This is a genomic window from Acidovorax sp. 59 (genome assembly GCF_002754175.1).
Lineage (GTDB): Bacteria > Pseudomonadota > Gammaproteobacteria > Burkholderiales > Burkholderiaceae_C > Acidovorax > Acidovorax delafieldii.
Window position 1 is genome coordinate 3,757,684 of record NZ_PEET01000001.1, and the last position, 13,479, is coordinate 3,771,162.

Here is a 13,479-nt window from a genome sequence, read left to right on the forward strand (position 1 = left end):
TACTGTGCAGGCCCCATGGTTCGCCGCACAATTTGGTACACAGGGCCTTAACAACCACAACATGAACACACGACACCCGCCCCACAGGAGACTCCCATGAGCAAACTCAGTTTCAAGATGAAAGTCATGCTCATGATCGGCACCGCGCTCACGGCGCTGCTGATCATGGCCATCCTGTCACTCCTCCAGGAGCGGCGACTGATCACCGAGTCCCGCAAGGACCTGCTGACCACCGCCGTCCAGTCCGCACACAGCATCGTGGTCGGTTACCAGGCCAAGGCCGCGAGCGGCGCCATGTCGGTGGAAGACGCGCAGAAGGCTGCCAAGGACGCCCTGCGCATTGCACGCTACGGCGGCCCCGAGGGCAAGACCGAATATTTCTACATCTGGACCACCGAGGGCGTGGGCGTGATGCACCCCTTCAAGACCGAGTGGGACGGGCAGGACATGCTCGGCAAGGTCAAGGATGGTTCGGGCGTGGACATCATCGGCCTGCTGGTAAACGGCATGCGCAGCAGCAAGGACGGCAAGGCCTTTGTGCCCACCATGTTCGCGCGCCCCGGCCAGCAGACACCCGTGCCCAAGCTGCAGTACATCGTCAAAGTGGACGGCTGGAACTGGATGGTGGGCTCCGGGCTGTATACGGACGACGTCGATGCCATGCTGCGCCAGGCCCTGTGGTCGAGCCTTGCTCTGGTGGTGGCGGTGTTTGTGGCGGTGGGGGTGATCGGCCTGCTGGTGTCGCGCTCGGTGTTGCGCCAGATTGGTGGCGAACCCACCCACGCCATTGCCATCATGTCCGAAGTGGCCGAAGGCAACCTCGACGCCCAGATCCCTGCCGCCCCACCGGGCTCCATGCTCGATGGCTTGGCCCACATGGTGGCCTCGCTGCGCAAGCTGGTGACCGAGGTACGGTCGGCCACGGACAGCATTGCTACGGCGTCGGGGGAAATTGCCCAGGGCAACAACGACCTGGCCCACCGCACCGAAGACACGGCCAGCAACCTGCAAACCACCGCCAGCAGCATGGAGGAGCTCACCAGCACCGTGAAGCAGACATCGGACTCCGCGCAAACCGCCAACCAGATGGCAACTTCAGCGGCTGCCGTGGCGGCGCGCGGAGGGGAAGTGGTGTCCCGAGTGGTATCCACCATGCAGGACATCAACGCCAGCAGCAACAAGATCAGCGACATCATCGGCGTCATCGACGGGATCGCGTTCCAGACCAACATCCTGGCGCTCAACGCCGCCGTGGAGGCCGCCCGCGCAGGCGAACAGGGCCGGGGCTTTGCAGTCGTGGCGGGCGAGGTGCGCAGCCTGGCGCAGCGCAGCGCCGAGGCTGCCAAGGAGATCAAGTCGCTGATCGGCGCGTCGGTCGAAAAGGTCGAGTCCGGCACCGCCCTGGTGGGCAATGCGGGCGCCACCATGACAGAGATCGTGGCCAGCGTGCAGCGCGTGACCGACATCATTGGCGAGATCCGTGCGGCCACATCGGAGCAGAGCCAAGGCATCGCGCAGGTCAACACGGCCATGAACCAGCTGGACCAGATGACCCAGCAGAACTCGGCGCTGGTGGAAGAATCCACGGCCGCCGCCGACAGCCTGCGCGAGCAAGCCATGAAGCTCACCCAGGTGGTGGCGCTGTTCCGCGTGAACGGTAGCACCTCCGCTCCCGCCCCGGCCAACCGCCCCGCAGCCGCGCCCCGCCCCGCCGTGGCCCCTGCCGTGCGTGCGGCAGCCCCCCGCCCGGCCCTGTCCAAGGCGCCAGCAGCCCCTCGTGCTGCTGCGCCTTCACCCGCGCCAGCGGCGGCATTGCCCCCCAAGGCAAGCAGCCCCAAGCCTGCGGCTGACAATAACGATGACTGGGAATCTTTCTGACCACTGAGAGGCCTGGGGCGACCCGGGCCTGAAAGCCTGCGGACGTTCGCCCAGACAAAAAGCCCTGCCAGCTTGCGCCGGCAGGGCTTTTTGTCTTGCAGCCCCCGGGAGGGGGCCGCAGGGTGCGATCAGCGCGATTGTCAGTCCGCTTGCTTGCGCAGGAAGGCGGGGATTTCCAGGTCATCCATACCGCCGGACGACAGGGCATCCACGCGGGCTGCGGCCTGCGTGCGGTTGGTACGCCACACGCTGGGTACCGACATGCTGCCATAGTCGGCCTGCGCACTGCCCGTGTGGCCGCCTTGCACGCCCACGGCAGCACCCAGCGTACCCACACCGGCGACAGGCATCTGGTAGGCCATGTTATCCGTACCAGTGCGCAGGCCACCCTGCACCACCGAGATGGGCTGACGGCGCGCATTGGCACGCGACAGACCCGTGGCCACCACGGTCACGCGGATCTCGTCACCCAGGCTTTCGTCATAGGCAGCGCCGAAGATCACGTGCGCGTCGGTCGATGCGTAGGCGTTGATGGTGTTCATGGCCTGGCGTGACTCGGACAGCTTGAGGCTGCCCTTGCTGGCCGTGACCAGCACCAGCACACCCTTGGCGCCCGACAGGTCGATGCCTTCGAGCAGCGGGCAGGCGATGGCCTGCTCGGCTGCGATGCGTGCGCGGTCTGGGCCGCTGGCCGTGGCCGTGCCCATCATGGCTTTGCCGGGCTCGCCCATCACGGTGCGCACGTCTTCAAAGTCCACGTTCACCTGGCCGTATTCGTTGATGATTTCAGCGATGCCGCCCACGGCGTTCTTGAGCACGTCGTTGGCGTGGGCAAAGGCTTCGTCCTGGGTGATGTCGTCGCCCAGCACGTCCAGCAGCTTCTCGTTGAGCACAACAATCAGCGAGTCCACGTTGGCTTCAAGTTCGGCCAGGCCATCGTCCGCATTCTTCATGCGGCGACCGCCCTCCCAGTCGAAAGGCTTGGTGACCACGCCCACCGTCAGGATGCCCATCTCCTTGGCCACGCGCGCGATCACGGGCGCAGCGCCCGTGCCCGTGCCGCCGCCCATGCCCGCCGTGATGAACAGCATGTGGGCGCCAGAGATGGCTTCACGGATATCGGCCACCGCCGCCTCAGCCGCATCGCGGGCTTTCTCGGGCTTGCCCCCAGCACCCAGGCCGCTGTTGCCCAGCTGGATGACGCGGTGCGCCGAGCTGCGCGTGAGCGCCTGTGCATCGGTGTTGGCGCTGACAAACTCCACGCCCTGCACGCTGCGGGCAATCATGTGCTCGACGGCATTGCTGCCGCCACCGCCCACACCGATCACCTTGATCTGGGTGCCCTGGTTGAATTCTTCGGCTTCGATCATTTCGATGGTCATCTTGGAGCTCCTGGTTCTAAATTCGTATGCAATTGCCAATTGAGAGATGGGATCATTTTTCTTGTAGTGCGTGGCGGTCCTGTACATCGCCATCGCTCGCGCGGTATCTGGTGAGGGCTTCCACGCGCTAGCCACAGGGGGTATTTCATGGTCAGAAATTCCCCACGATGAAATCTTTGAAGCGCCCGAATGCGGTCTTCATGGACCCACTCTTCTGAGCCACCTTGAAGCCGCGCAGGCGGGCCAGGCGCGCTTCTTCAAGCAGCCCCATCACGGTGGCTGCACGGGGCTGGGCCACCATGTCGGCCAGGGCGCTGGAATACTTCGGTATGCCGCGCCGCACGGGCTTGAGGAAGATGTCCTCGCCCAGTTCGATCATTCCCGGCATGACCGAGCTGCCGCCCGTGAGCACGATGCCCGACGACAGCACTTCTTCGTAGCCCGACTCGCGCACCACCTGCTGCACGAGCGAGAAGATTTCTTCGACACGCGGCTCGATCACGCCGGCCAGCGCCTGCTTGCTCAGCATGCGCGGGCTGCGGTCGCCCAGGCCGGGCACTTCCACCTGCGCCTCGGGGTCAGCCAACAGTTGCTTGGCGTAGCCGCTTTCCACCTTGATGTCCTCGGCGTCCTTGGTCGGCGTGCGCAGTGCCATGGCGATGTCGCTGGTGATGAGGTCGCCCGCAATCGGAATCACCGCTGTGTGGCGAATCGCGCCGCCAGTGAAGATGGCGACATCGGTCGTGCCCGCGCCGATGTCCACCACCACCACGCCCAGCTCGCGCTCGTCGTCGGTCAGCACCGCCTGGCTGCTGGCCAGCGGATTGAGCATGAGCTGCTCGACCTCCAGGCCGCAGCGGCGCACACACTTGATGATGTTCTCGGCCGCGCTCTGCGCGCCGGTCACGATGTGGATCTTGGCCTCCAGGCGGATGCCGCTCATGCCGATGGGCTCCTTCACATCCTGCCCGTCGATCACGAATTCCTGCGGCTCCACCAGCAACAGGCGCTGGTCGCTGCTGATGTTGATGGCCTTGGCCGTCTCCACCACGCGGGCCACGTCGGCCGACGTGACTTCCTTGTCCTTCACCGCCACCATGCCGCTGGAGTTGAGACCGCGGATGTGGCTGCCCGTGATGCCGGTGTAGACGCGCTGGATCTTGCAGTCCGCCATCAGCTCGGCCTCTTTCAGCGCCTGCTGGATGCTCTGCACGGTGGCATCGATGTTGACCACCACCCCACGCTTGAGACCATTGCTTGGGGCCACGCCCAAGCCTGCGAGCTTGAGCTCGCCATTGGGCAGAACCTCGGCCACCACAGCCATGACCTTGGCGGTGCCAATGTCCAGCCCCACGACGACGTCTTTGTATTCTCTTGCCATATCAGTCTCTGCCCTTCTCGGTTCTGTCCCGCTGTCCCACCAACCCCTCGCACCGCCCTCTCGGGGCCCGCAGAGTGCTGCGTTTTGCTCTGTCTTGCCTCATGCCATTACCTCTTGCGCACGGCCGTCGCGCCGGTTGCGTCTGCAGTCACTGTGGTCACACCCCGCAGGCGCAGGGCGTAGCCCCCAGCGTGGCGCAGGTCCGCAGACTCCAGCGCGTCCACGCGGCGGCCATACTGCGCGGCCACCTGGGTCAGGGTGCGTACAAAACGCTGCGTGCGCTGCACCACTTCCTGCGGCGTACCGCCTCCCAGCTCCACCACGGCCTCGCTGTCGAGGGTGGCGCGCCAGCCGCCTCGCCCGGTCAGCTGCAGCTCTTCCACGTCCAGGCCCAGAGGTTTGAACACGGGCTCCAGCAGTCCATACATCTGCAGCACCTCGGCCGAGCTGCCTGTAGGCCCCTGCAGGCGCGGCAGGCCCTCCTGCTCCACATCGCCCACATTGGCCTCGAAGACTTCGCCCTGGCTGTTGACCAGCGCTGAGCCGGTGTCCGGCCCCCAGTACGCCACCGCGTCATGCTCCTGCAGCTCCACACGCAAGCTGCCGGGGTACACCCGACGCACTTGCGCGCGGCGTACCCAGGGCACCTGCTCGAAGGCCTCGCGGGCGGCACGCAGGTCCACAGTGAAGAAGTTGCCCACCAGATGTGGCGCCACATTGGCCCGCAGGGTCACCGCGTTGTTGTGCACCAGCTCGCCCTGCACCACGATGCGTGCGATGGCAAAGCCGGGGTAGCGCAGCACCCACCCCACCCCCGCCGCCAGCACGGCCAGGGCGCAGCCCACGAACAGGACCGACGCGGTCAGGTTCATGAGCTTGACGTCCAGGGGTGCGGGCAGCGTCTGGGTCATCAGGCGGCCTTTGGCTTTGCGGGCGTGTCGAGGGCCGCATCGGCGAGGATGCGCAGGCACAGCTCTTCGTAGCTGATGCCAGAGGCGCGGGCCGACATGGGCACCAGCGAATGCCCCGTCATGCCAGGGGATGTGTTCATCTCCAGCAGGAAGGGCTTGCGGTCGCTCGCGCGGATCATCAGGTCGGCACGGCCCCAGCCCCGGCAGCCCAGGGTGCGGTAAGCCTCCAGCACGATGCGCTGGATCTCGCGCTCTTCGGCATCGGGCAGGCCGCTTGGGCACTGGTACTTCACGTCGTCGGTGAAGTACTTGTTCTGGTAGTCGTAGGCGCCATCGGGCGCCACGATGCGGATCACTGGCAGCGCACGGGCACTGGCGCCCTGGCCCAGCACGGGGCAGGTCACTTCTTCGCCTTCGATGAACTCTTCGCACAGCACGTCGGGGTCGTACTGGGCAGAGAGCTTCACGGCCTCCTGCATGTCCGAATAGCCGCGCACCTTGGTCACGCCGATGGACGAGCCTTCGCGCGGCGGCTTGACGATGAGCGGCAGGCCCAGCTCGTCGGGCACGGTGCGCACCACCTCGCGCTGCTGCCGGTCGGGAGCCAGCCACACATAGCGGGGCGTGGGCAGGCCCTCGGCCAGCCATACTCGCTTGGTCATGACCTTGTCCATGGCGATGGCCGAGGCCATCACGCCGGGGCCGGTGTAGGGGATGCGCAGCAGCTCCAGCGCGCCCTGCACCGTGCCGTCTTCGCCATGTCGGCCGTGCAGCGCGATGAAGCAGCGCGCATAGCCGTCGCGCTTCAAATCACCCAGCGCGTTCTGTGCGGGGTCAAACGCATGGGCATCCACCCCACGCGAGCGCAGCGCCTGCAGCACGCCGCTGCCCGACATCAGCGACACCTCGCGCTCGGCCGAGTCCCCGCCCATCAGGACGGCGACCTTGCCCAGCGACTTCACATCGATATTCGATTCAGGAAGGGTCATAGTGCGCTCCCTTCATGCGCTCTCAGCTCATTATTTTGTAGCATCTCAACCACCTTGCCGGGCACTGCGCCAATGGAGCCGGCTCCCATGCACATCACCACGTCGCCCGCGCGTGCGTTGTCGACAATGGCCTGGGGCAGATCGGCCACGTTGTCCACAAACACCGGCTCCACACGCCCTGCCACACGCAGGGCACGGGCTAGCGAGCGTCCATCGGCGGCCACGACTGGCGCCTCGCCTGCGGCATACACCTCGGTGAGCAGCACCGCGTCGGCATGGCCGATCACCTTGACGAAATCTTCAAAGCAATCGCGCGTGCGGGTGTAGCGGTGCGGCTGGAAGGCCAGCACCAGGCGCCGCCCGGGGAACGCACCGCGTGCGGCCGCCAGCGTGGCAGCCATCTCCACAGGGTGGTGGCCGTAGTCGTCGATGACGGTGAAGGTGCCGCCGTCCTTCGCGGGCAGATCGCCATAGCGCTGGAAGCGTCGGCCCACGCCCTTGAAGCCCGCCAGCGCGCGCTGCACGGCGTCGTCGGGGATGTTGAGCTCCACCGCCACGGCAATGGCCGACAGCGCGTTGAGCACGTTGTGCTCGCCCGCGAGGTTGAGCACGATTTCCATGTCGGGCAGCGTGACGCCGTTGCGCCGCTGCACGGTGAAGCGCATCTGGCCCGCCTCGGCGCGCACGTTGATGGCGCGCACCTGCGCGTCTTCAGAGAAGCCGTAGCTGGTGATGGGGCAGGTCACGCTCTGCAGGATGTCGCGCACAGCGGGACTGTCCACACACAGGATGGCCGTGCCGTAGAACGGCATGCGGTGCAGGAAATCGACAAACGCGCCCTTGAGCCGACCGAAGTCGTGGCCGTAGGTCTCCATGTGGTCGGCGTCGATGTTGGTCACCACGGCCATCACGGGCAGCAGGTTCAAGAACGACGCGTCGGACTCATCGGCCTCGACCACGATGTAGTCGCCGCTGCCCAGCTTGGCATTGGCGCCCGCGCTGTTGAGCCTGCCGCCGATGACGAACGTCGGATCCAGCCCCGCCTCGGCCAGCACGCTGGTCACGAGGCTGGTGGTGGTGGTCTTTCCGTGCGTGCCCGCGATGGCAATGCCCTGCTTCAGGCGCATCAGCTCGGCCAGCATCAGTGCGCGCGGCACCACGGGGATCTTCTTTTCGCGTGCGGCCAGCACTTCAGGGTTGTCCGAAGTGACGGCTGTGGACGTGACCACCGCATCGGCACCATCGATGTGCGCTGCCGCGTGGCCGAGACAGGTCTTGATGCCGAGGTCTGCCAGGCGGCGCAGCGTGGCACTGTCGGCCAGGTCCGAGCCCGAGATGCGGTAACCCAGGTTGAACAGCACTTCGGCAATGCCACTCATGCCGGCCCCGCCGAGGCCTACGAAATGGATGTGGCGAATCGCATGTTTCATGATTGGGCCAACTCCTCGCAGGCAGTCACCACCTCGCGGGTGGCATTGATTTTTTGCATGTTTTTGGCCTTGAGCGCTACATCCACAAGTGTGGGGCGCTCTAATTTCAATAGCATTTCAGACAGCCCTTGCGGCGTCAGGTCGCGCTGCTGCACCAGCCAGCCGCCTCCTGCGTCCACGAGGAACTGCGCGTTGGTGGTCTGGTGGTCGTCCACGGCCGACGGGAAGGGGACAAAGATAGACGCGGCGCCCACGGCGGCGATCTCGGTGACGGTGCTCGCCCCCGCCCGGCAGACGATGATGTCGGCCGCTGCAAACGCGCTGGCGGTGTCGTCGATAAATGGCGTCAGCTCTGCCTCGACCCCTGCAGCGGCGTAGTGGGCGCGCAGGGCATCGATCTGTGCCGCACCGCTTTGGTGGACCACGGTGGGTCGTTGGCCGGCCGGCATCAATGCGATGGCCTGGGGCACGATCTCGTTGAGCGCACGCGCTCCCAGGCTACCGCCCACCACCAGCAGGCGCAGCGGGCCGCTGCGGCCGGCAAACCGCTCGGCCGGGCCCGGCTGCTGCGTGAAGGCGGTGCGCAGGGGGTTGCCCACCCACTGGCCCTGTTTGAACACGTTGGGGAAGGCCGTGAACACCCGGTCGGCCAAACCTGCCAGGACCTTGTTCGCCATGCCCGCCACCGAATTCTGCTCATGCAGCACCAGGGGCTTGCCCGCGAGTACACCCATCATCCCGCCCGGAAAGGTGATGTAGCCACCCAGGCCCACCACCACGTCGGGCTTCACACGGCGCACGACCTGCAGCGCCTGCCAGAACGCACGCAGCAGGCGCAGCGGCAACAGGGCCAGCGTGACGAGTCCCTTGCCGCGCACGCCCGAAAAATCGATGAGCTCCAGCGCAAAGCCGTGCTGCGGCACGATGCGCGACTCCATGCTGCCGGGCGCGCCCAGCCAGTGCACACGCCAGCAGCGTGCGCGCAGTTCCTCGGCCACAGCCAAGCCGGGGAAGATGTGGCCGCCGGTTCCACCAGCCATGATGAGGGCGGTCTTCTGCGTGCTCATACGCGACCTCCCCGCATGAGGAGCTTGTTCTCGTAATCGACCCGCAGCACCACCGCCAGCGCCACCAGATTCATCAAAATCGCCGACCCACCAAAACTCATCAGTGGCAGCGTGAGCCCCTTGGTCGGCAGCGCGCCCAAATTCACGCCCATGTTGATGAAGGCTTGAAAACCGATCCAGATCGCCACGCCCTGCGCCACCAGCCCCGCGAACACGCGGTCCAGCGCAATGGCCTGTCGGCCGATGTGCATGATGCGGCGGGTCATCCACAGGAACAGCACGATGAGCGCAACCACGCCCACCAGGCCAAACTCTTCGCCGATCACGGCCATCAGGAAGTCGGTGTGCGCCTCGGGCAGCCAGTGCAGCTTCTCCACACTGCCCCCCAGCCCCACGCCAAACACCTCGCCGCGCCCGATGGCGATCAACGAGTGCGATAGCTGGTAGCCCTTGCCGAGTGCATGCTGTTCGCTGAAGGGATCCAGGTACGCAAACACGCGCTCGCGGCGCCAGGGCGAACTGGCGATCATCAACGCAAAGGCACCCACCAGCACCCCTGCGATCAGGAAGAACATGCGGGCGTTCACACCGCCGAGGAACAGGATGCCCATGGCAATCACGGCCACCACCATGAAGGCCCCCATGTCGGGCTCGGCCAGCAGCAGCACGCCGACGATGGCCACCGCAGCGCCCATTGGCAGCACGGCGCGGAAGAAGCGCTCCTTCACCTCCATCTTGCGCACCATGTAGTCGGCGGCGTAGATCAGCACCGCAAACTTGGCCACCTCGGAGGGCTGGAAGCCCATGGGGCCGATGGACAGCCAGCGGCGAGCGCCATTGACCACCTTGCCCACGCCGGGGATCAGGACCGCCACCAGCATGAGCAAGGCCACTATGAACAACCAGGGCGCCACCCGCTCCCACAGCGCCATGGGCACCTGGAACGCCAGCAGCGCCGCCACAAACCCCACCACCAGGTACATCATGTGGCGGGTCAGGAAATGGGTGGACGCATAGTTGGCAAAGCGCGGGTTGTCCGGCATGGCAATCGACGCTGAATACACCATCACCAACCCCCACGCCAGCAGTGCCACCACCACCCAGAGCAAGGCCTGGTCAAAGCCCAACACGCTCGCGGGCGTGCTGGACGACTGCCGGTACTCGGTGCCGCCCACGCGCACGGGCAACACGTCGGCCGCCTTGCCGGGCAGGCCACCGAACCAGCCGGTCACGCGTTGCAACAAGGTGCTGGCGGGTGCCGTCATTGCATGCCCTCCGCCGACTGGCCCGCATCGTCGGCCATCGCCCGCACGGTCTCGCAAAAGACCTGGGCGCGGTGCTCGTAGTCCTTGAACATGTCGAAACTGGCGCAGGCGGGCGACATCAGCACCGCATCGCCAGAATGGGCGCGCTGCGCGGCCAGTGCAACGGCCTCAGGCAAGGTGTCCGCATCGAGCAACGGCACGCCAGCGTCCTGGAGCGCAGCGCGGATCAGCGGTGCGTCGCGGCCAATCAGCACCACCGCACGTGCATAACGTGCGACGGGGGCTGCCAGGGGCGCAAAGTCCTGCCCCTTGCCTTCTCCGCCCAGAATGACCACCAAACGCCGCTCCGTGCCCAGCCCCACCAGCGCAGCCGCCGTGGCGCCAACGTTGGTGCCCTTGCTGTCGTCAAAATATTCCACGCCGCGGATGATGGCCACGGGCTCCACACGATGGGGCTCGCCCCGGTACTCGCGCAGGCCGTAGAGCATGGGCGCCAGCGGGCAACCCGCTGCCGTGGCCAGCGCCAGCGCCGCCAATGCGTTAGTGGCGTTGTGGCGGCCCCGGATGCGCAGGGCATCCGCCGGCATGAGCCGCTGGATGTGCAGGTCCTCTTCGACCTCGTTGCGGCCACGCTTTCGGGTTTCGTCCGCGTCCATGGCGCGCACCAGCCAGGGCATGCCGCTCACGACCTCGATGCCAAAGTCACCCGGACGCCGGGGCATGTCGCCACCAAAGGTGAGGTGCGCGCGCACCTGCGGCTTTTGCAGCTTGACCTTGACGGGTGGCGGCAGCATGGCCATCACCGCAGCGTCTTCACGGTTCAGGATCATCAAGCCCGTCTGGCCAAAGATGCGCGCCTTGGCCGCAGCGTAAGCCTCGATGCTGCCGTGCCAGTCCAGGTGGTCCTGCGTGATGTTGAGCACCGTGGCGGCCGTGGGCTCGAAGCCCCCTTCACCCCCATTCACGCCATCCAGCTGAAAGCTCGACAGTTCCAGCACCCACACGTCGGGCAAGGTGTCTGCATCCAGGTGTTCTGCCAGTGTGTCGAGCAGGGTCGGGCCGATGTTGCCGGCCACGGCCACGCGTTTGCCAGAGCGCTCCACCAACTGTCCGGTGAGCGAGGTCACGGTGGTCTTGCCGTTGGTCCCGGTGATAGCCAGCACGGCGGGGGCATACGCGTGCGATTCGCGCAGCGCTGCCAGGGCCATGGCATAAAGACTCAGCTCACCGCCAGCGCTGATGTTGTTTGCACGAGCCGCTTCGAAAACAGGAGCAACTGCCTCGGGGCTCAACCCAGGCGAACGATAGACCGCATGCAGGTTCTGCCCCTGCACCAGGCTGGTATCGAATGCGCCCGACACAAAACGGACCTGGGGCAGCTCTCGCTGCAGTGCGGGCAGTTGCGGCGGGGCAGCGCGCGTGTCGGCCACAGTGACTTGCGCGCCGCAACGCACGCACCAGCGTGCCATCGCCATGCCCGAGGCGCCCAGGCCCAGGATCAGGATGTGCTGGCCTTGCAGCAGGTTCGCAACGCCCTCGCGCGCCGGGCCCGCAGGCACGGCCGGTGTCATGGGCTCGTCGACCTCTGCGGTGTCTGCAGCGCCCTCACTGTCAGCGGCTCCCGACTCAGGAGCCGCCACCTCGGCAAAGATCTGCGCCACAAAATCCGCTGCGGCTTTCGCGGCGGAGACAGCAGGCACGGCCTCGGGGTTCCAGGCAGTGCTGGTGCTCTTTCCTGCCGGCGCACCTGGGGCCGCCTCAGTGACCTCTGCGGGAGGCATGCCGTCTGACACTTCGCTGCCCGATGCCGCAGTGTCCTGCCCTGGATTCACATCGGGTACCGCGGGCGCAGCATCCTGCCTGCCAGGGTCGACCTCTGGAGCACCGGTAGCATCCACCCCAGCCCCTGGCAACGGGGGCATGGCCTCGGACGTGCCGAGGGGGTCAGGGACAAGAGGATCGTTCGGGTTCATCGCAGTTTCAGCGTGGACAGGCCAATCAGGCACAGCAGCATGGTGATGATCCAGAAGCGCACGACCACTTGCGTTTCTTTCCAGCCGCTCTTTTCAAAGTGGTGGTGCAGGGGCGCCATCTTGAGCAGGCGGCGGCCTTCGCCATAGCGCTTCTTGGTGAACTTGAACCAGGTGACCTGCAGCATCACAGACAGGGCCTCGACCACAAAGATGCCGCCCATGATGGCCAGCACGATCTCCTGGCGCACGATGATGGCGATGGTGCCCAGGGCTCCGCCCAGCGCCAGTGCCCCCACGTCGCCCATGAAAACCTGGGCGGGGTGCGCGTTGAACCAGAGGAAAGCCAGGCCCGCGCCCGCCATGGCAGCGCAGAAGATCAGCAACTCGCCCGAACCCGGAATGTGCGGGAAGAACAGGTACTTGGAATACACCGAGCTGCCGGTGACATAAGCAAACACGCCCAGCGCCGAGCCCACCATCACCACGGGCATGATGGCCAGGCCGTCCAGGCCGTCGGTCAGGTTCACCGCATTGCTGGAGCCCACGATGACAAGATAGGTGAGGATCACGAAGCCGAGCACGCCCAGCGGGTAGCTCACTTCCTTGAAGAAGGGCAACTGCAGCCCCGCCTTGGGCGGCAGGTCCAGCGAAAAGCCCGACTGCACCCAGCCCACGAACAGCTCCCACACCTTGGCGTTGGAGCTTTCAGAAATGCTGAACACCAGGTACAGCGCGGCCATGAGACCGATCACCGACTGCCAGAAGTACTTCTCGCGCGAACGCATGCCTTCGGGGTCCTTGTTGACCACCTTGCGCCAGTCGTCCACCCAGCCGATGGCGCCAAAACCAAGCGTGACGATGAGCACAATCCACACAAAGCGGTTGGACAGATCAAACCACAGCAGGGTGGAAATGGCGATCGACAACAGGATCAACACACCGCCCATGGTGGGCGTGCCACTCTTGGACAGGTGCGACTGCATCGCATAGCCGCGGATGGGCTGGCCGATCTTGAGCGAGGTGAGGATGCGAATCACCTTGGGGCCGGCCACCAGCCCGATGAGCAGCGCCGTCATGGCGGCCATCACCGCACGGAACGTGAGGTACTGGAACACCCGAAAGAAGCCGAACTCGGGCGACAGGCCCTGCAGCCATTGCGACAGCATCAGCAGCATGTGGCACCTCCGGCATGGGCTGGCACCG

The 13,479-nt window shown here is 65.9% G+C and carries 10 protein-coding genes; 1 reads left to right on the plus strand and 9 read right to left on the minus strand.

The features are described 5' to 3' along the window. The first annotated feature begins 96 nt into the window (after positions 1-96). On the plus strand, positions 97-1,878 hold the full coding sequence (locus CLU87_RS17110; protein WP_099731219.1) for a methyl-accepting chemotaxis protein: 1,782 nt from the start codon (positions 97-99) through the stop codon (positions 1,876-1,878). 140 nt (positions 1,879-2,018) lie between these two features. Here CLU87_RS17110 and ftsZ read toward each other — a convergent pair whose 3' ends face one another. The 9 genes from ftsZ to mraY form a co-directional block, all read right to left on the minus strand. Beyond that, entirely contained in the window at positions 2,019-3,260 is a 1,242-nt protein-coding gene (gene ftsZ / locus CLU87_RS17115) for a cell division protein FtsZ (RefSeq protein ID WP_099731220.1), read from the minus strand. Positions 3,261-3,411: 151 nt separating this feature from the next. Further along, entirely contained in the window at positions 3,412-4,641 is a 1,230-nt protein-coding gene (gene ftsA, locus CLU87_RS17120; protein WP_015012559.1) for a cell division protein FtsA, read from the minus strand. Between the two features lie 107 nt (positions 4,642-4,748). Beyond that, positions 4,749-5,552 (minus strand): cell division protein FtsQ/DivIB, encoded by an 804-nt coding sequence (locus tag CLU87_RS17125; protein ID WP_099731221.1) that lies wholly within the window; start codon positions 5,550-5,552, stop codon positions 4,749-4,751. After that, positions 5,552-6,541, minus strand: a complete 990-nt coding sequence (locus CLU87_RS17130) for a D-alanine--D-alanine ligase (RefSeq protein ID WP_099731222.1) — start codon at positions 6,539-6,541, stop codon at positions 5,552-5,554. The genes CLU87_RS17125 and CLU87_RS17130 overlap by 1 nt, the downstream gene beginning before the upstream one ends. Beyond that, the gene (murC, locus tag CLU87_RS17135; RefSeq protein WP_099731223.1) at positions 6,538-7,971 is read right to left on the minus strand and encodes a UDP-N-acetylmuramate--L-alanine ligase; all 1,434 of its coding nucleotides are present in this window, start codon (positions 7,969-7,971) and stop codon (positions 6,538-6,540) included. Before murC ends, CLU87_RS17130 begins: the two co-directional genes overlap by 4 nt. After that, entirely contained in the window at positions 7,968-9,038 is a 1,071-nt protein-coding gene (gene murG / locus CLU87_RS17140) for an undecaprenyldiphospho-muramoylpentapeptide beta-N-acetylglucosaminyltransferase (protein WP_099731224.1), read from the minus strand. Before murG ends, murC begins: the two co-directional genes overlap by 4 nt. Beyond that, complete coding sequence (gene ftsW / locus CLU87_RS17145; protein ID WP_099731225.1) at positions 9,035-10,303, minus strand: putative lipid II flippase FtsW; 1,269 nt, start codon at positions 10,301-10,303, stop codon at positions 9,035-9,037. The genes murG and ftsW overlap by 4 nt, the downstream gene beginning before the upstream one ends. Beyond that, positions 10,300-12,276, minus strand: coding sequence for a UDP-N-acetylmuramoyl-L-alanine--D-glutamate ligase (murD, locus tag CLU87_RS17150; RefSeq protein WP_369804324.1), 1,977 nt, complete (start codon positions 12,274-12,276; stop codon positions 10,300-10,302). The genes ftsW and murD overlap by 4 nt, the downstream gene beginning before the upstream one ends. Then, positions 12,273-13,451: a phospho-N-acetylmuramoyl-pentapeptide-transferase gene (gene mraY / locus CLU87_RS17155; RefSeq protein ID WP_015012552.1), complete on the minus strand. Its 1,179-nt coding sequence runs from the start codon at positions 13,449-13,451 to the stop codon at positions 12,273-12,275. Before mraY ends, murD begins: the two co-directional genes overlap by 4 nt. Between the last annotated feature and the right edge of the window lie 28 nt (positions 13,452-13,479).